Source organism: Acaryochloris sp. 'Moss Beach' (assembly GCF_021497025.1).
Classification (GTDB): Bacteria; Cyanobacteriota; Cyanobacteriia; order Thermosynechococcales; family Thermosynechococcaceae; genus Acaryochloris; species Acaryochloris marina_A.
In genome coordinates, this window is record NZ_CP071719.1 from 31,614 (window position 1) to 49,978 (window position 18,365).

The window sequence follows — 18,365 nt, forward strand, 5'->3', positions numbered from 1 at the left end:
TCAATCTCAAAGGAGTCTGCTCAAGGCAGGATCAAGACTGGGACCGTTGGGGTCTAGCTGCTAAATATTGGTAGAGAAGCCAACGGGTATTCACGTCTTGCTGAGCTTCTTGCAAGAGTTGTTGAGCCGTCTCTGGCTGGCTACGGGTTAGCATCTTGAATCGATTCTCGGCATACATGGATGGGTTGATGGGAACCTTGGGAGCATGCGAATCTAATACCAAAGGATTTTGGTCTTGGGTCACTCGTCGAGGATCATGACGATACAAGAGCCAACGCCCAGCATCCACCAAGGATTTTTGATGGTGCATGGCTGAAGACATCTCAATCCCATGAGCAATGCAATGGGAATAGGCAAGGATTACGGAAGGACCTTCATAGGATTCAGCTTCGATAAAAGCTTTAAGGGTATGTTCATCCCGTGCCCCCATAGCAACACTAGCCACATAGACATTGCCGTAGGTCATCGCCATTAAACCTAGATCTTTCTTCGGGGTTGGCTTGCCCCCTGCGGCAAATTTAGCAACGGCAGCTCTTGGAGTGGATTTTGACATCTGTCCACCCGTATTGGAATAAACTTCGGTATCCAGCACGAGGATATTGACGTTGCGCCCACTGGCCAAGACGTGGTCTAGACCGCCATAACCAATATCGTAAGCCCAACCATCTCCACCAATAATCCAGACACTCTTTTTAACGAAATAGTCAGCCAGGGCCTTGAGCTGACTCATTTTTTCGATCAGCGAGTTATCCCGTCTTTCGTTTGTATGGGACTCCAGATGAATTTCCTGCTCCGTTAGCCATTGTTTCAATAGAACGACTTCTTGACGGATCTCAGCAATATCAGCTTCGTCATCTTGCTTGGCTGCTAAGAGTCGCTCAGCTAGAAACTGGATATAATCATGCTCGTCTTCTACGGTATTGACTACCTCCTGAAGCAGTTTACGAGCAAGTTCATTTTGCTGATCAATCGCAACTCGAAAACCCAAACCAAACTCAGCATTATCCTCAAATAGAGAGTTAGACCAAGCAGGACCTCGGCCGTCAGCGTTTACGGTCCAAGGTGTTGTGGGTAGGTTGCCACCGTAAATAGAAGAACAACCTGTGGCATTAGCAACGACCATGCGATCGCCAAATAGTTGCGTCACCAGTTTGATATAAGGTGTCTCGCCACATCCCGCACAAGCCCCAGAAAACTCAAACAAGGGTTCTTGCATTTGTTGATGACTAATTTTATGGAGATTGAGCGATTGACGTTGGGGATGCGGCAGGTTTAAGAAGTACTCCCAATTCTGACGCTCAGGTTCTCTTAAAGAACGTTGGGGTTCCATATTGAGGGCTTTCAGACGGGGAATGGACTTGTTTTTTGCAGGACAAACATCCACACAAATGCCGCATCCCGTGCAGTCCTCCGGTGCCACTTGGATGGAAAATTTTAAATCACTCCAGGTATGATCACGGGCCGCTGTACTCTTAAAAGTTGGTGGTGCTTGATCAAGGTGTTCTGGGTCGAAGACGCTACTCCGAATCGCACTGTGGGGACAAACCATGACGCATTTCCCACACTGGATACAGACCTCTGGATCCCATACAGGAATAAATTGAGCAATGTTCCTTTTTTCCCATTTGGCTGTACCCGTGGGATAGGTGCCATCAGCGGGTAACGCGCTCACAGGGAGCATATCTCCTTGGCGCTGAATCATACAATTCAGCACATCGCGAACAAACTTAGGAGCGGTTTCCGGCAGAGTGGTTGACTGACCACTTACCTTAGTCTGATCGATACCATCGCCAATGGGGACTCTGTAGAGTTGTTCTAGAGCCGCATCTACTGCCTTCAGGTTCATGCTGACAATTTCTTCGCCCTTCTTGCCATAGGTTTGATGAATCGCTTGCTTTATACAAGTAACTCCCACATCACGAGGCAAGATACTTGAAAGGACAAAAAAGCACACCTGCATCACGGTATTGATGCGTCCTCCCATACCAATAGCCTGAGCAATCTGGTTAGCATTGATGCTATAGAGCTGCAGATTTTTCTGGAGTACTTGTTGTTGTACAAGGACAGGTAAGTGCTCCCAGATTTCTGTAGCTGGATATGGACTATTCAGAAGGACAATGGCTTCGGGTTGGGCGGCTTTCAGAACATCAATTTTATCCAAGAAGTCCCATTGATGACAGGCAATAAAGTTGGCTTGTTCAATCAGATAAGTTGCCCGAATGGGGTCTGGTCCTATTCGAAGGTGAGAAACGGTGACTGACCCAGATTTTTTGGAATCGTAGACGAAGTAGCCTTGGGCATAGTTATCAGTATGTTCGCCAATAATCTTGATCGAGTTCTTGTTGGCACCGACAGTGCCATCAGACCCTAGGCCATAAAAGATGGCTCGCATTCCCTGGTCTGATTCTATGGAAAAGGTGGAATCATAAGGGAGGCTTGTCAGGGTGACATCATCATGGATACCAATGGTGAAGTGATTTTTTGGGGTATGAGTTGCAAGGTTGTCAAAGATTCCTTTGACCATGGCTGGGGTAAATTCTTTGGAGGACAGACCATAGCGCCCCCCAACAACCTTTTGAACAGAATGATGAGAGGACTGTTCGTGAAGCGTGGCCAGGACATCTAGGTAAAGTGGTTCACCGATACTACCAGGCTCTTTAGTCCGATCTAAAATAGCTATGGCTTGCGTCGTAGGGGGTAAAGCCGATATAAATTGCTGTGCATCCCAAGGACGATAAAGGCGTACTTTGATCACGCCAACTTGAGCCCCTTGACGGTTCAATGCATCCACCGTTTCATGGACTGTTTCGCAGCCGGAGCCCATCAGAGCGATGATCCGATCCGCCTCTGGATGGCCATGGTATTCAAATAGTTGGTACTGCCGACCTGTCAGTTGGACAAAATCGTTCATCACTTTTTGTGTAACCTTAGAGCAAGCCAGATAGTAAGGGTTGACCGTTTCTCGCGCTTGAAAGAAAACATCAGGATTTTGGGCAGTCCCCCGTATGACAGGATGATCAGGGCTGAGGGCACGTGCACGGTGGGCCATAATGGACTTATCCTGGATTAATTCCCTGAGGGTAGCAATGGACAGTAGTTCTACTTTCTGGATCTCATGGGAAGTTCGGAAACCATCAAAAAAATGAAGGAAGGGAATTCGGGATTCTAGGGTTGCAGCAGTTGCGATCGCAGCAAAGTCCTGAGCTTCTTGAACGGATGAAGCACTTAACATTGCGAAGCCCGTCCCCCCTGGCAGCCATGACATCACTGTGGTCTCCAAAAATTGACAAGGCTTGGGCCGCAACAGAGCGGGCAGCAATATGAAATACCGTAGAGGTTAGTTCTCCCGCAATCTTAAACAGGTTGGGAATCATTAACAGCAACCCCTGAGACGCAGTAAAAGTAGTTGTCAAAGCTCCCATTTGCAGGGCTCCATGGACTGCCCCTGCAACACCTCCTTCACTTTGCATTTCAATGACAAGTGGAATAACGCCCCATAAATTTTTTCGATTAGCTTCTGTCCATGTATCAGCCCACTCAGCCATCGGTGATGCTGGAGTTATGGGATAAATTGCAATCAACTCATTCAGAATGAAGGCTATCCGTGCGGCAGCTTCATTACCATCAAGGGTCGTATAGGTACTATTCTCCATGAGTAGATACTCCTAGACTGCCATGCAAAGACATCAGATACATCAATCAGTATGTTGTTCTGATCAAGCAAAGCCTAGGTGAAGAGTTTGAGGAAAATGTGAAGGCTAAATTCCCATAGTTTGAATACAAACTATGGGAATTTTATTTATTTGATAGCTAACAAAGGCAGTCTTACCACTAGCGGTATAACAACACTGTGCTTGAAGCTGAGAAATACTCAAGAATAACTACTTTGACTCTAATAGTTTTTCTAGCTGCTCCAGTATTTTTCTTAACTTCTTCTGCTTCGCAGGTGAATTTAGTGCCTTTGACTTTTTCAATACTTTGAGGCAATGAGCAGTTTTCTCCTTCAATTCAGAGTCAATATCATTCTTACCAGAAGTCTCCTTCTGAACAAACTCTGTGATTCTTGCCTTTATCTCACTTAGTGATAACCCTTCCTTAATAGCTACATTTAATATCTCTTCTAGAAAGTCTTGATCTTTTATCCGAGCAATTACTTGCGCTTTTGTATATGCCAACTTCCCTTGGCGCAAAGATTCCAAGATATTTTCCGGAAGTTTCCTTAATGGCAAGCGATGCTTAACAAAAGATTGCCAATTCAATCGTCCTAAGTAGTTGAAAATTTTTTCTACAGTCTCTTGATTCTCCTGAACCACAACGTTGTGGTTCACAACTTGTCGAGTAAGGCTATTCTGCATTTGATAAAGGAGTGAAACAACTTCATCCTCACTTAGTTGCAGTTCTCCTGCTAGTAGCTTGATAATTCCATCTGTCTCTTCTACCGGATTTAAATCTTCTCTCTGAAGATTTTCGATTAGGCTAATTCTAAATGCATCAAACTCATCAAGGTTTAGAATCTTTACTGGAACTTCTGTTAACCCAACTTCTTTTGCAGCTCGAAGTCTACGTTCTCCGGAAATAAGTTGAAATTTCCCATCTTTGACTGATGAAACAATAAGGTTTTCAAGTATTCCATCAATTCGCACGGAAGACACCAATTGATTCATTTTCATAGGATCAAAGTATCTTCTTACTTGATCTGACGTACGTTTGATCTTATCTATTGGTATGACTACTATCTTTTCGCTTTCCTGATCTTCACCGATTTCAAGTGCTGTTACTGAATTACCATACAAACGGCTTAAGTCAATAGTTGCACCATATGCTTTATCACGTTTACTAGTCATACTGCTAAACTCTCCAACTGTTCTGCAAGTACTTTGATGGGCTTCAATGCAGGATGCTTGTTATCAAACAAGGCAAGTGGGAGATTTTCTTCAGATGCATCAGCAAATGTAGTAGTTCTTGGGATCGGAGAATAAACTTTGGCTACTGGTGTCAGTTGTTGTTGAATTGCCGCTAAAGTTCTCTCGTCATGAGAATTTCTTTGGTCATACATCGTAGGAATAAAACCAGCAATTTTGAGTGACTTATTTGGACGGGCAGCAACCAATCTAACTGTGTCAAATAGAGGCTGAACACCTTTAAATGCTTTGTACTGAGATTGAATAGGTACAAGTAAATGAGTTGCAGCGACAAGAGAGATATAACTTAGATTGCCAAGACTGGGTGGACAATCAATCAATATAAAATCATAGTCTTCCTTAATAGGATCTAATGCATCCCGAAGTCTAAAATCCTTCATGACAGCTGTCATTAGTTCTTGCTCAGCTATCGCCAAACCCAAATTAGATGCTACCAAATCTAACCCATTACTATCCTTAATACCTTTACTTGCATACAAAGCAGTTAGGATAGGAACTTCTTCGTCTTTTAGAATAGCATTGTAAATGGTTTTCTCTTGATCGTATGGTTCAATCCCCATAAATGTTGTTAAAGATGCTTGAGGGTCCATATCAACAAGCAATATTCGATTGTAATCGCCTTTTTTCCGACTTCGCTTACCACGCACTCTTCTCTTGCATTGAGAAAGATGATAACCAACCTGTTGCACTAAGGTAGTTTTTCCCACCCCTCCTGCATGGTTAAAGAAAGCAAGTATTTTTACCATCTGAATCTCGATAAACTAAGTTTAGAACTCAACTAGATTACTAAATTTGAAAGTTTTCTGTCTATGAACCACAACGATGTGGTTCAACTCAGCTAATTGTACTTGCATTGGTAAATATTGCAACCAAAACGAGACTATTAGTTTAGTTGTCAATCCCCTCCCGTATATTTTCATAGACGACATTCAGTTAATGAGAAGAGAAATATTTGAAGTAATTCAGTCTGCTATTTTAATGGTTGTAGATAATTCTCCAACGCTTCAGTTACTAGTGTATTAAGATTAATCCCTCGTTGCTGAGCAGCGATCGCAGCCCGTCTATGAAGTTGAGTTCCAGGTCTAATATTGAAGCTTCCCTTAAAGGGACGTTCAGGCTCAATTTCGTTTTCAGCACAATCAGAATGATATTCATCAACGGCTTCATGAAAAGCTGATTTTAGAGATTGAACGTCAGTGCCCTCATAGCTAATTAGGCTGCGAATGAACTCAACCTTTCCAAAGAATACTTCATCCTCATCACTGAAATTAACGGAGCCAAAGTAGCCTTGGTATTCCATCATATTTTTCATAGCAGCCCCTCCTGTTCAAGAATGTCCATGACTTGTTCAATCTGATATTTCTTTAATATCTTTCGTGGATGGGGTTTATGAAGGCTGATCACAAGACCCTCTTCATTGATGAAACGTCTTCTAGAACCCCCCGTTTTACCCGTCGATACTTCAGAAAATTGAAAAAAGGCAAGCAACACAACTAACTCGTCCCAGGTAAAGTCTTTGGGGCGGGTAAGAAAGCGTTTAATCAGCTTCTCTTTACGAGTCATATCAAAGACCAGAACTGGTTATATTATCTCGGATCTTATAAATAACTGCAACTAGTTTTAGTTGCAAATCACTCAATCAACCCCTGACTTATCCGAAGAGATTGACTATAGAATTCTCCCGTAGTGTCCCGATTTATTCGCCATGAGTTGAAATTCCTGAAATGCTGTATTAATAGTGACTTCAGAGCATTTCTTGATGAACATTGCCCAGCGCGAACAACAGATTATCCGCATCCAGTCCCAAAGCTCCTATGCCTCTATTAACGAAGCCCTGGAAGCAAGCCAAGTCACTCAGAAAATAATAGAGGCAGCACTAGACGAAGAAGTTCAAGCCTATCTATCAGAGGTTCAAGGGGATCGACCTCGACGTTCAGGCTACTATCAACGGGTCCTCGATACTCAATACGGCCGTATTGCTCAGCTGTCTGTCCCTAAGCTACGGAAAGGGAATGCAGACCGAGAGTGGCAGATTTTAGAACGTTACCAACGTGCCCTTGGCAGTCTCCTCGATTTTTGCCTGGGCCTGTATGTCATGGGTTTATCGCTTCGGGACTTGCAAGAAGCTCTCTATGAGATTCTAGGAGCAGTCTTATCCGTTAATGCCATTAACCGAATTACGCTAAAAGCTCAGAAGCAAATGTTTCAAAGCCGTCAGACTCGTCTTGATACCAATTAGCACCTAAGAGTGTAATTTTGATTATTTGCTAAGCCAACTCAGTATTGGGTTTCACGAGTTTGAGAGTTACATCTTCAGGCACAGCTTGGTATGAGGAAACCCCTCCTATTCTGATTGTCGATGGTGTTTGGGCTAGTGTTCAGTGTTCCTCAGAAGACTTTTGGGAAGACCAAGCTGGGCATATCCGGAAACTACGTCATGCGGAAGACCGAGTCATTCTAGTCGCTATGGCAGTGTGGCCCGATGGCACCCAAACGGTGCTTCATTATGAAATGGCGACGCAAGAATCGGAGGCAGCTTGGTCACTGTTCTTTGCGCATCTGTGGCAACGGGGATTGCAACCCTATTCGGTGAAATTGATTGTCAGTGATGGTACGACTGGCTTACCTAAGGTCATTCGCGCTCTGTTCCCCCTCGCAAAACACCAGTGCTGCATCACTCACAAGGTTCGAGCCATGCTGCGGCATTTAGGCTATGGGCAATTGTCGTACCTGGATGCGCAAGGACAAGAGCTTTCACTGCCTGAAGCTAAGAAACAGCGGTATGCACAAATTCAACATGATGCCTACGCCATCTATAAAGCGCCCACCTGGGAAGGGGCAGTTATTTCATTTCTGGTGTTCGAACGAAAGTGGACAGACTTAGAACCTGACGCCGTTAGAACTTTTATCAACGATGCTGCCCTGACCTTGAGCTTCTATCATTTCGATGAATCCCTTCACTCACTCATTCGAACCTCTAACGCAATTGAACGGCTGTTCCGGGAATTTCGAACCAAGGCCGATGACATTGGTGCGTTCCCTAATGAAGAGAGCTGTTTAGCGATTTTCTTTCTTGTCTTACGCAGGGATCATGCCAAGCACGATCGCTTCAAAAACCATGGCGAATAAATCGGGACACTAACCAAAATAACCTCAGATTCCATCATCATTCCCCTCACAGATCTCATTCCGGAAATGTCGATAAATCTGATAGCGATATTCCAACACCTTCACCTTGATATCTTCAAGCCGCTGATCCACCTCCGACATCACCATAATCTCCATCCGCATCCGAGCCTCTACCTGCTCATATCGAGCCTGGGTGAGTGCTTGAGACTGCTGCTCAATGGTATCCACTAAACCCTGCTTCTGGTTCTTATTCGTAAAGTGCTTACAGTCAGAAGATTTTTAAGTTTAGGCTAGATCTAGCCTAAACGTTTTAAGGGAAAGACCGTGAAGAAATTAATCTTTGCAAGTCTACTATCATTCTTATCTCTAAGTACAGGAAGTCAACCTATTAATGCTCAGAATCTGAAACCATCACCTGTTTTTGAGAACTTTGCTGATTGGTGCATCAACAAGGAGAAACTGGCCCCTCAAACTCAGCATACAGTTTATATTCTACTCAAAAAGACCAAATCCCAAGACTGCATTTTTGCTCAAGAAAAGCTCGTCCATAAAACAGAACTGGATCTCAGGTTAGCTCAGATCGTAGACGTAGCTCCATTGGCAAGTCTCACTAGACTGACTGAGCTAGACCTTAGCTACAATCAAATCGCTAATGTAGCCCCATTAGCTAATCTTAAGCAGCTAATACAATTAGAACTCCAGAACAATCAAATCGTAGACATCACTGCTTTAACCAAGCTGAATAATCTACAAGTACTTATGCTTTATGGTAATCAAATTACAGATGTGTCGTCATTAGCTAACCTAAAGGATCTGGAAGCGCTCAACCTAATTGGCAATCAAATTGTAGATGTGACTCCACTTGCTAATTTAAGGAGACTGACTGTACTTGTTCTTAGCGGCAATCAAATTGTAGATGTGGCTCCACTAGCTGCTTTAACTAACCTTATTAAACTTGCTCTTGATGAGAACCAAATCACGGATGTATTACCATTAGCTGGTTTGACTAATTTGAAAGAGCTTTATGCTGGCTTCAATGAAATTGAGGATGTGACTCATATTTCCAGCCTTAAAAATTTAGAAATGCTCTACCTCCGTCACAATCGTATTAATGAGGTGACACCTTTAGCTAAGCTCACTAGCTTGACATGGCTGGATCTCAATACCAACCGTATCTCTGATGTCTCAGTCTTATCGAATTTGGTCAATTTAGAACGACTCCAACTTGAACAGAATCTGCTCGTCAATCAAAATTGTCCTGTTCCATCCGTAACTGTCTGTCATTTCTGAATACTTTGCATTTTATCTTCTTCAGTAATAGTAATACCAAATTTTACTGTAGTCTCTCAGATATACACATTTGTGGAGTCGAGATGTTTAAAACTAGGTTGCATACTCTCAGGTTTCTACTAGTTGCCTGTATCTTTATCGCTGCATGTTCAGCGAATGCCCAGAAGGAAACCTTAAAGCCAACTCGCCTAGAACCATCAGCTACTGCTCAATCTAAGGAAAAATTGGTTAGAGAAGTTCTTATTGAATTAGAAATAGCACAACAATATGATGTATATCTCAATAACAGCATTGACATGGCAATTCCAGCGTCAAAAGGTACTGATCGGTGGAGGGAATGGTTGCAAGATGTTGTGAAAGAAGAAGCAGGATGGAAATACATTGAAGACCAATACATTTCACAACTAAAATCTGATTTTTCAGCAGATGAATTGGCAGAATTAGTTAATCTAGCCAAACACCCCCTCATGAAAAAATTGTTGCAGACTAACATGAAGGCATATATGAATGCAGCCCCTAAAAGGCGGAAATTGCTGGGAAAAGTTTGGTCTGACTATAATTCAGGCAAAATATCACCCCCTCCAGGGGTTAGACCTGGGTCTTGAAGAACTAGTCTTATAAACAGTTGAAAATGGAAGACTCTCTAATTTAGAGGTTTTCTTGGCTTTACCTTTCAATGGCATGCTGATACTACAGACCAATCCCAATATACAGGCAAGTTCTACACCCAACCAATCACCCCCAGATCCGAACCACACTCTCCCCATCCAAGTACACTCCAACCATCTCCTCTATGATGGACAATCAGCCCTGACGATTTCATCTGGGGGGTATGATATTCTCGACGTCTGTGAGTTTAAGTACAACTTATATGGCTCTAACCTCAACGGGTAGCAGTTGTGATGGGACGGTTATTAGTCGGAAAAATCAATGTATCTATTGTTTGCCACAGTGCTCTCAGCATCTCTATCTACTCCTGCTGTTCGTGATTGTAGTGATCAAAGCAGCTCTACAATAACTGACAGTAAAACTAATATTCTCCTAGTCGCCGAAGTGAAAGAAGGATGTAAAGACAAAAACTGCATACGATTGGGGAATACAGTTGCCCCTGCCAAATCCGAAAAATGCCCAATAGAACTCTACTCAGCTGAAACAGATGTTCAGCGCCCTTTCGAAAAACTTTGCATCCTGAATGTCTCTACAGGTAAGACTCTCTTTAGCAATAAATCGCCCGAAGAGGCCACTAAGCGCCTGAAAAAAGCAGGATGTAAGTGTGGAGCAGATGCCGTCATTCTCAATGATGTCAATCGTGAGAGTGCAAATGCAATGTCTTGGGGACGAAGTACTGCCAAAGGCATTGGTATTCGATATTCCCAACAATCCCCAACAGCAGCCCAAGGTCAAAAACCGCCAGCAACGACTGGTCAGAGCGCCACTCAGAGCACTAGTAAGGCTTCAAATTCCCAAAGTAATGCTCCTATTTCTCCTACTCGACCAGCAGAATCTAACCAATCAAAACGAATTGATGAGTTGAGAAGAATTGGTAGTCGTTTCTTTTCAACATCCCCAACAGCAACCCAAGGTCAAAAACCGCCAGCAACGACTGGTCAGAGTGCCACTCAGAACACTAGTAAGGCTTCACCCTCCCCACAAAACACCGCTCGTGTTTCTCCTCCTCCAGCACCTACACCCTCTACTCCACCAGTAGATCCTTACGAAATTGCGAGGCAGGTCACAGTTCTGATTGACGGACAAAATCCTGGCTCTGGGGTGATCATTGCTCAATCCAATAATATTTACTATGTGCTAACGGCCAAACATGTGGTGGCCACCTCTGATGAGTATGAAATTGTCACACTCGATGGTCGGAAACATGCCGTTGCGTCTCAAAAAATCAAACGATTACCTAAAATCGACTTAGCTATGGTGGAATTCACAAGTAAGCAGGATTATCCAGTTGCGACGTTAGGAAATTCTGAGCAAGCTAAACAGGGTATGAATATCTATGTCTCAGGGTGGCCTATTCCAGAACAAGCGATTACACAACCTACCCATTTAGTCACCAAAGGTGACATTGTGGGTTTGCAAACGGGAGATGCAGAAGGATATGGTCTCCTCTATGGCAATAGCACTGCACCGGGCATGAGCGGAGGACCGATCTTGAATACAGAGGGTCAAGTCATTGGTATTCATGGACGGGCTGCAGGGAATCAGGAGAGTGGTAAGGTCGGCATCAACTTAGGCATGCAGATTAGTCTATTTCTACAGTCAGCTTCTCAAGTCGGAATTGATGTACAACAGCTTGGTTTGAAAGCTCAAAACTGAAAGGGTAAGTACTGAGTATCCAAGATCGATAGATACCGTGTGTTCAAGCATTGTAATTTTTTAGAGTACTTATCTCCAGCCCCCCACGGTTTTTCCCATATTCATGACGCAACATAAATTTTATGATGTTTTTTCTCACTTTATAAATAACTTTGTTTACGTTGACTCAAAACATCATCGATAATGATGACAATAACGGTTGGCACACCTCCAAAGATAACTATCAGAAATATGATTATGAAAAGATTTAACACTCTTTCATTAATATCTGTATCAAAAGAAAAAAACGCTGGCCTTCTAAATACTGAACCGATTGACCATCCTCCTCTAGCCTAAAAAATTGCTTCGTAGTAGGGTGCATGCTCGTCCGCAATCTGAGAACTAATAGCACTAATAAATGCACGTTTTTCCCCAGATGATGTTTCACCAATCAAAATAATCCCTGACATATTATGGTTAGAGAAGCCCTCATCTGGAATAGCAATAATAGGAGTTTGCATCATCGACGTATACAGATCTGCAGCTCCTTTCAAATCCATATCAAAAGACGAGGGTAATCGTAAGCGTAAACATCACGTATTACTATAGTTTTCCGTGATACTCTAATTCTTGTAGAGGTTAGAGAGCAACGGTGGTAGATGGATTACGAATTTAGAGTCATTGTAGAGAAAGTCTCTATCACCAGTCAGGAAGTCGTTAAACGAGACACTCTAAAAATCTATGCCATTAAACAACCAAAGTCTATTCTAGATCTTGGATTGCGCCATGAAGAACAAATCTCTCTACTTTCCAAAGTTCAAAGTGCACTGTTAGCTGAACAATCCACCCTCATCGACATCGGTCTAAAGCAGTGTACTAAATGTGGTGAGAAACTCGGAAAGCTTGGTTTCATATCATCTACATTCCATGCCGTCTTCAGCGACCATAAGCTCCGTATTCAAAAGCATCGGTGTAAGAATCCAGAGTGTCGGTGGCAAAGTACGCCAACAACGATCAGTGTCTTTGGCACGGATACTCACCCTGACTTAGTGAAACTGCAGTGTGAGAATGGTGCCCTGCATAGCTATCGAGAAGCCCAGGATAATATGGAACGCCTGAACACTCAACGCCGGAGTGTGAATAACCATGTCCAAATCAAAAACGTAACCAATCAAGTCGGTGAGCGCTTATCTCAAGTGAACACTACCCCTCCTAACTTAGAAGAGTTACCCACCCCTGCAGCAGAACTCATTGCTCAAGTCGATGGCGGGCATATCTCAACTAAAGATAAAGACAAACGCAGTTTTGAAGCCCTATCTGGCATTGTCTATCGTCCCAGTGCGATTGAAGTAGTCGATAAACATCATCGCCAAATTACTGAAAAGACCTGTGTTGTTTCCGCTTTAGAGGATGAGTTGCAAACCATCAAGACCTATCTGCATCATGCAGCCCTCAAACAAGGGATGACCCAAGAGACAAAGATTACCGCTTTGGCCGATGGAGCACACAACTGTTGGTCCGTTATTTTAGCCCTTGAACCCCATTGCAAAACCTTAGACCTCATTTTGGACTGGTTTCACATTGGCAAGAAATTCCAGAATGTCAGCAATGCACTGGGGGACACCTTCACAGATTCCCTTGATAGTGCAAAGTGGAGTTTATGGCATGAAAAAGTAGATAATGCTCTGCAGAAGATTGCCCTACTTCGAGATAATATCTCAGATGAGAAGAAGCAAACAAAGCTCAAAAGCTTACACGACTACTTGAAGAATAATCGTGATTATCTTGTCAATTATGACGATCGAGAGAAAGCAGGGTTAGCTTATACCAACCAAGTTGCAGAAACTCATATTGACACCATCATTAATGCTCGGCACAAAAAGAAGCAGAAGATGCAATGGACTCGGGTTGGTGCTCATAATGTCTTACAAATTAGAGCCAGTATGATCAGTAATGAATGGAGCGATAAGTGGCTTGATTTAGTTCTCCCTGAAGAAGAAAAAGCTGCTTGAGAATTAGCTTTCTAATATGTGATATTTACGCTTACAGCTAACGTTGGATCTATGGAAAAAGCAAGGCCACCACAAAAACGGTGTTATGTTGCCATTTAACTGGAACGGTAGTTTTGATCTGGAGCTTCCTTACAAATCTGATGGAGAAATTTTGCTGGCTATTCTTCGAGCATTGAGGGCAGAACGAGCCCAAAATATTCGATACACAGATAATCAAGTCAAATTTAACGGTGGATTCTTTCGATGGGTTAGTAAATCGAATCGGCTGAATATGATTTCGTCTGGTACCATCACGTTTCAGCGAAATAATGAGCGTATGGTAAGGGTTCAGTATTACCTGTCTTTCTGGGAGCTTTTCTTGCTTATAACTGTATGGGTGGGGGGGGATTTTTAGGCTAGTGGTTTGGGATTACTCTTCAACTAACCCTCACACTAAGCTTTTCATCGTAGTGGGAATGTGGTTCTTTTTATATGGTAGTAATTTTGCCCTCGCCCTGTTTGGATTTTCCCGTTTATTGAAGCAGTCGCTTACTTCTTCCAACTCAAGGACAACGGACAAGCGCAATTGAACTCTATCTCTTCTGAAAATCTATAATCCAGCTATGAATCGTGAACAGTTAATTCCTCGAACCTAATTCAAGCCGGTGTACAACCTGCATCTTTTGCTCTCCCCAGGATGGCGGGCAATCATGAGCAATGGAACAAGATGAAATTATCATCCGCTACTATCGCAAACCGATTCGTGTCATGGTTGATCCAGGCAAGAATCATCCGCGATACGAGAGCGATTTGTTGCTTGGTTGGATTTGCCAGGGTAAAGCCAGAAGACCCGTTCTCCAAAAATTTCCTGACGCTGAGATAGTGGCTAAAAGCAAAGCCCAACAGTAGCTGTAAAGTTATAGTTCAAAATATCCGTCTCATTTGACTTACAGCGCTTAAGATCAGAGGAAGATAGCACCTCACTCACCCAATGAGGCCATTCCTATGGATGAAGCTCTAGACGCTCTATCGCAACAACTCAAGGTTGGCGATGTTGTTGAGATAAGCATTATTGACCGAGATTTCTTCCCAGGACAAACGATTGAGATTCCTATTGCTTGCAAACATTTGACCAAATACAACCTTTTTCTCTATTTTCATCCCCACAGGTTGAACTTGGAATTTATCGGAATTGGAGATGATACCGATAATGAATGGCTTGCTCTGGTGATTGATCATCTGGAAATCGCCGACTTCAGAAGAGGGTATATCGCCACCTATGACGAAGAGAAGTCCTGGAGCAATCAACTGGTGGCTTGGGAAAAGATAGGCAGTAGTGCAGACCCTATCTAGAAGCAAAGCCAGGCTTAGCCTCAATTGACTAGACTTGGACTGGACGGCTGAGGTCAATCATGATTCATATTCCATCTCTGACTCACGAACAGCTAGAACTCCTAAGATTAACCAAAAAAGATTCTGTAGAGGAATTACAGCTTTTTTATGAGTTTCCGATTGTTGATGATAATAACAAGCCGCCCATCGTGCATCCCTCACTCATTCAAGAGCTGATTGATAACCACCTTATCCAGGTCAGAGAGATAGAAGCTTCTATGCTTGCTTCAGAATTTCAGCAATTGAACTGGTCAGAATATTGTGAAGATCTGGATTACCCCACTCAAGTTGATTGGGACCAATGGCGGCAAGGATTCATTGCCCAACTCGGTGAGGGAGTTGAACAGCTTATGAATCCAGGGAAAGGGTTAGGGCAATTCACAAAGGTTTGGATCCGAGAGATTCGTGTTCGAGCAGTTCAACCGAGCAACCTATGATCGGGACTGGCGTGTGAAATTTAATTGCATCTAAAATTAGTCGATGGAACTCATACCTAAATTTTCAGATTCTCTACGGTTTTTGTAATACTTAGGTAATATAAATTCTGTATGGATTTTGAAATTTAACGGATGAGAGATTAGTTTATCCAGGTTGGGAGGTTAGGGATTAGCTTTGCGATGGTCAAAGACCGACAGGAGGTCATCGTGCAACTGATACCAAGTCCTGAAACTCGCACCAATCCTACACACGGGAAAGAATACGGTAGCTTGGTAGCCCTGTGACTTCAGGCCAGGGTGAAATAAGCTACTCGGGTGTATTTATTTACCGTGGTAAAATAAAGGTAGTTACAAAACCCGACAACCCAGTCAGAGTGGGGCTTAATATCCTATGAAGGCCAATATACCTTTAGGTAGCAAAGTGGGTCCATCAGACAGAGATTCAAATAGCAATACTCAACTAAATAAGCTGAATCACCTGAATAGTGATGTAGATATTCTTCCTAGGAAAAACTATGGCCAGCACCTATCAAACAAACTGGGAGAATTATTGGACTCAATTATTTGATAGTGGTGAACCTGCCTTTTGGGATGTACCGACTAACAAGGAATTAGCGGCCTTATTACCTGAGTTGAAGGTAGCGTTTGGCGTTGATTTACCTTTGGTAGACTTCGGCTGTGGAAATGGAACCCAAACGCTATTACTCGCTCAGCATTTTTCACATGTAATAGGTGTGGATATATCAAGTACTGCAATTGCACAGGCCCGAACCCGTGCTCAGGATGGTCAGCCTCAATTCCAAGTGCTAGATGCTACCTCCATAGACGCAGCTCAAGCTCTCCATACTACTTTGGGTGATGCCAATGTTTATATGCGAGGTCTGCTCCATCAAATTCAGCCTGCGGATCGGCCTTCTATCATCCACTCACTACAAACATTGATGGGAACGCAAGGTAAACTTTTCTTGATGGAGCTGAGTTCTCAAGCCAAACAGCTATTTCAAAAGTTGACTGCTCAGCTCGGTGCTCCTCCACCTCAACTTGCACAGATTTTTAAGCAAGGAATAGTCCCAGCAGATATTACACCTGAAGAGATACGAACCTTCTTCCCAGAGGACCAGTATAAGATTAAGGACATGGGTAATATTTCGTACACTAGCAATACGACATTGCCAGATAATACACCTCTTTTAGTACCTTGCTTCTGTATGTTGATTATGAAAATTAGATAGCTTGCCAATCCATCCAAAGACTCACAATAAGTCGTGTTTGGCAAAACTGTTTAGGGATTCCCGATCTTGGCCCTGGTCAGACTACATTGTTAGCATAATGCACTAACCAACTTTACCCATTCCACCCATCCATGTCAGAGCAAGAACAATACTCCATACCCCCCTCTCGAAATACTGAGGAAATTCTCGACAACTACAACAGCGATGCCAAAAAGATGCGGGCTAAAGCTGCTAAGGCCAGGATTGCGGCTCGACAGAAAGCGGAACGAGCGGCACAGCAGAGGGCTGCGATTGAGAGGATTCCGCTAGAGCATCGGTACGTGCCTGATCAGGCTAGTTAGGATCAGTTGATCGAATCATCTATCCATCCCCAAAAATCGTACCCATCCCGCAAAACTCTGACAATGCAGCATCCCCAAGTAAAGGCAGGGAGCGGAGCAAAGGCAGGGCTTTGTGATGGCAACATTGGCGCTAGTATTTCAACAAAACGAGGACAATGCATGGTTCATATCCCCTCTCTAACCCAGGTACAATTGGAAATCCTGCGACTGGCAAAAGAAAATCCAGGTGAAACACTTCAGTTATCGTTTGAATCTCCAGTAATGGGCGATGGAGAACCACGAGCCAAAAACCCTTCGCTAATTCAGGAAATGATTGATTTTGGGTTAGTTGAGATCCAAAAGAGTCGGGTTTACTGCGAAATCTCTCGATTTCAAAGAGAGTGTTGGTTTGAGTACTGCGCCGATATAGAGTTGCCATCCATCTATGCTTGGGAGTTATGGCGAAAAGAGTTCATCAATAGTCAAGAGGGATCGACCACTCTGATTACACCAGGGGAAGAGTTTGAAGACTTCAGCTATGTGTGGGTGCAAGAGATGGAATTCCAGGCAGTGCAACCAGGCTAGGCTGAGAGTAGAATAAAGGGCGCAAATGCCAAAAGGGACCAGAGAATGCGTCGAAAACTAGTAGGGACTTATTTCACTTCGGGGATAGCTGCTTTCTGTCTAAGCCTTGCTTGCTGTAGTCTTTTACCCCTTTTTGCTCAAGAAGCATCTAGCCCAGTAAAGAATCCACACTACAACGCAGCGGTTTCTAGCCTTGAGCTGAAAGATCTTGAGGGGGCAATGAAGGCAATTAATCAAGCGATCCGGGTAGACCCATCTCTAGCTGAAGCCTATACACTTCGGGGAGTTCTCCTTATGGGTGACAAGAAATTTCAGGAAGCTAATGAGGATTTTAGTCAAGTTACAGTTCTTCAGCCTCAAAATGCTGAAGCATATACCAAACTCACCAAAAGCCAGTTAATGCTCAAGGATTATCAGGCGGCTTTGGAATCAGCAACCAAAGCGACAGAACTTGACCCTCAGAATCAAGATGCTGAGCTGCTAAAGCGATTAGCTCAAAGCCTGGTTGAATCTTCTCAATAATGCAGCATCCCTAAGTAAAGGCAGGGAGCGGAGCAAAGGCACGGCTTTGGGATGGCGACATTGCCGATCTGACGTGCGCTAGGCTCTTGCATGTTCTGGCCTGACTTATTGCGATAATCAGATGTTTTTTTCCTCAATACAGGAGCCAGGACATGCCAAGCAGCAAGCGTTTTTCTTCTCTTGAAGGGAGTTTTAGCCTTGCCCCCAGAATGTTATCAAATCGTTGTCATAACTCATTCAG

At 43.4% G+C, this 18,365-nt stretch carries 21 protein-coding genes and 1 pseudogene; 15 read left to right on the forward strand and 7 right to left on the reverse strand.

The window, feature by feature from the left end:
• Positions 1 to 31: 31 nt before the first annotated feature.
• The 5 genes and pseudogenes from nifJ to HRE53_RS28615 all read right to left on the reverse strand — a co-directional run bounded on the left by nifJ (position 32) and on the right by HRE53_RS28615 (position 6,485).
• Positions 32 to 3,653 (reverse strand): annotated as a pseudogene (nifJ, locus tag HRE53_RS28595) (pyruvate:ferredoxin (flavodoxin) oxidoreductase).
• Positions 3,654 to 3,881: 228 nt separating this feature from the next.
• Complete coding sequence (locus HRE53_RS28600; RefSeq protein ID WP_235111870.1) at positions 3,882 to 4,844, reverse strand: ParB/RepB/Spo0J family partition protein; 963 nt, start codon at positions 4,842 to 4,844, stop codon at positions 3,882 to 3,884.
• The gene (locus HRE53_RS28605; protein WP_212667032.1) at positions 4,841 to 5,668 is read right to left on the reverse strand and encodes a ParA family protein; all 828 of its coding nucleotides are present in this window, start codon (positions 5,666 to 5,668) and stop codon (positions 4,841 to 4,843) included. Before HRE53_RS28605 ends, HRE53_RS28600 begins: the two co-directional genes overlap by 4 nt.
• A gap of 224 nt (positions 5,669 to 5,892) precedes the next feature.
• On the reverse strand, positions 5,893 to 6,234 hold the full coding sequence (locus tag HRE53_RS28610; RefSeq protein WP_235111871.1) for a type II toxin-antitoxin system HicB family antitoxin: 342 nt from the start codon (positions 6,232 to 6,234) through the stop codon (positions 5,893 to 5,895).
• A complete protein-coding gene (locus HRE53_RS28615) occupies positions 6,231 to 6,485 on the reverse strand; it encodes a type II toxin-antitoxin system HicA family toxin (RefSeq protein WP_212665883.1) in 255 nt (84 codons plus the stop codon). The genes HRE53_RS28610 and HRE53_RS28615 overlap by 4 nt, the downstream gene beginning before the upstream one ends.
• Before the next feature lie 196 nt (positions 6,486 to 6,681).
• Between HRE53_RS28615 and HRE53_RS28620 the strand changes: the two genes are divergently transcribed.
• Both HRE53_RS28620 and HRE53_RS28625 read left to right on the forward strand, forming a co-directional pair.
• Positions 6,682 to 7,161, forward strand: a complete 480-nt coding sequence (locus HRE53_RS28620; RefSeq protein WP_235111873.1) for a transposase — start codon at positions 6,682 to 6,684, stop codon at positions 7,159 to 7,161.
• Positions 7,162 to 7,220: 59 nt separating this feature from the next.
• A complete protein-coding gene (locus tag HRE53_RS28625; protein ID WP_235111874.1) occupies positions 7,221 to 8,051 on the forward strand; it encodes a transposase in 831 nt (276 codons plus the stop codon).
• A gap of 24 nt (positions 8,052 to 8,075) precedes the next feature.
• Here HRE53_RS28625 and HRE53_RS28630 read toward each other — a convergent pair whose 3' ends face one another.
• Entirely contained in the window at positions 8,076 to 8,279 is a 204-nt protein-coding gene (locus tag HRE53_RS28630) for a hypothetical protein (RefSeq protein ID WP_235111876.1), read from the reverse strand.
• Positions 8,280 to 8,375: 96 nt separating this feature from the next.
• Between HRE53_RS28630 and HRE53_RS28635 the strand changes: the two genes are divergently transcribed.
• The 4 genes from HRE53_RS28635 to HRE53_RS28650 all read left to right on the forward strand — a co-directional run bounded on the left by HRE53_RS28635 (position 8,376) and on the right by HRE53_RS28650 (position 11,666).
• A complete protein-coding gene (locus HRE53_RS28635; protein WP_235111878.1) occupies positions 8,376 to 9,341 on the forward strand; it encodes a leucine-rich repeat domain-containing protein in 966 nt (321 codons plus the stop codon).
• Positions 9,342 to 9,424: 83 nt separating this feature from the next.
• The gene (locus tag HRE53_RS28640) at positions 9,425 to 9,946 is read left to right on the forward strand and encodes a hypothetical protein (protein WP_212666987.1); all 522 of its coding nucleotides are present in this window, start codon (positions 9,425 to 9,427) and stop codon (positions 9,944 to 9,946) included.
• Between the two features lie 55 nt (positions 9,947 to 10,001).
• Complete coding sequence (locus HRE53_RS28645; RefSeq protein WP_235111883.1) at positions 10,002 to 10,235, forward strand: hypothetical protein; 234 nt, start codon at positions 10,002 to 10,004, stop codon at positions 10,233 to 10,235.
• Between the two features lie 36 nt (positions 10,236 to 10,271).
• Positions 10,272 to 11,666 (forward strand): serine protease, encoded by a 1,395-nt coding sequence (locus tag HRE53_RS28650; protein WP_212666989.1) that lies wholly within the window; start codon positions 10,272 to 10,274, stop codon positions 11,664 to 11,666.
• A 332-nt stretch (positions 11,667 to 11,998) separates the two neighbouring features.
• On the opposite strand, the gene HRE53_RS28655 is transcribed toward HRE53_RS28650, so the two are convergent.
• Complete coding sequence (locus tag HRE53_RS28655; protein WP_235111884.1) at positions 11,999 to 12,205, reverse strand: hypothetical protein; 207 nt, start codon at positions 12,203 to 12,205, stop codon at positions 11,999 to 12,001.
• 99 nt (positions 12,206 to 12,304) lie between these two features.
• On the opposite strand from HRE53_RS28655, the gene HRE53_RS28660 reads away from it, so the two are divergent.
• The 9 genes from HRE53_RS28660 (at position 12,305) to HRE53_RS28700 (ending at position 18,124) form a co-directional block, all read left to right on the forward strand.
• Positions 12,305 to 13,657 (forward strand): ISKra4 family transposase, encoded by a 1,353-nt coding sequence (locus tag HRE53_RS28660; RefSeq protein WP_212667121.1) that lies wholly within the window; start codon positions 12,305 to 12,307, stop codon positions 13,655 to 13,657.
• A 43-nt stretch (positions 13,658 to 13,700) separates the two neighbouring features.
• The gene (locus tag HRE53_RS28665) at positions 13,701 to 14,051 is read left to right on the forward strand and encodes a hypothetical protein (protein ID WP_235111885.1); all 351 of its coding nucleotides are present in this window, start codon (positions 13,701 to 13,703) and stop codon (positions 14,049 to 14,051) included.
• A 302-nt stretch (positions 14,052 to 14,353) separates the two neighbouring features.
• On the forward strand, positions 14,354 to 14,545 hold the full coding sequence (locus tag HRE53_RS28670; RefSeq protein ID WP_235111886.1) for a hypothetical protein: 192 nt from the start codon (positions 14,354 to 14,356) through the stop codon (positions 14,543 to 14,545).
• A 96-nt stretch (positions 14,546 to 14,641) separates the two neighbouring features.
• Entirely contained in the window at positions 14,642 to 14,989 is a 348-nt protein-coding gene (locus HRE53_RS28675) for a hypothetical protein (RefSeq protein ID WP_235111887.1), read from the forward strand.
• A 59-nt stretch (positions 14,990 to 15,048) separates the two neighbouring features.
• A complete protein-coding gene (locus tag HRE53_RS28680) occupies positions 15,049 to 15,465 on the forward strand; it encodes a hypothetical protein (protein ID WP_212666994.1) in 417 nt (138 codons plus the stop codon).
• A gap of 515 nt (positions 15,466 to 15,980) precedes the next feature.
• On the forward strand, positions 15,981 to 16,697 hold the full coding sequence (locus HRE53_RS28685) for a class I SAM-dependent methyltransferase (RefSeq protein ID WP_235111888.1): 717 nt from the start codon (positions 15,981 to 15,983) through the stop codon (positions 16,695 to 16,697).
• A 131-nt stretch (positions 16,698 to 16,828) separates the two neighbouring features.
• Complete coding sequence (locus HRE53_RS28690) at positions 16,829 to 17,038, forward strand: hypothetical protein (protein ID WP_212666996.1); 210 nt, start codon at positions 16,829 to 16,831, stop codon at positions 17,036 to 17,038.
• Positions 17,039 to 17,197: 159 nt separating this feature from the next.
• Positions 17,198 to 17,602, forward strand: a complete 405-nt coding sequence (locus HRE53_RS28695) for a hypothetical protein (protein WP_235111965.1) — start codon at positions 17,198 to 17,200, stop codon at positions 17,600 to 17,602.
• Between the two features lie 45 nt (positions 17,603 to 17,647).
• Entirely contained in the window at positions 17,648 to 18,124 is a 477-nt protein-coding gene (locus tag HRE53_RS28700) for a tetratricopeptide repeat protein (protein ID WP_235111889.1), read from the forward strand.
• Positions 18,125 to 18,365: the final 241 nt, after the last annotated feature.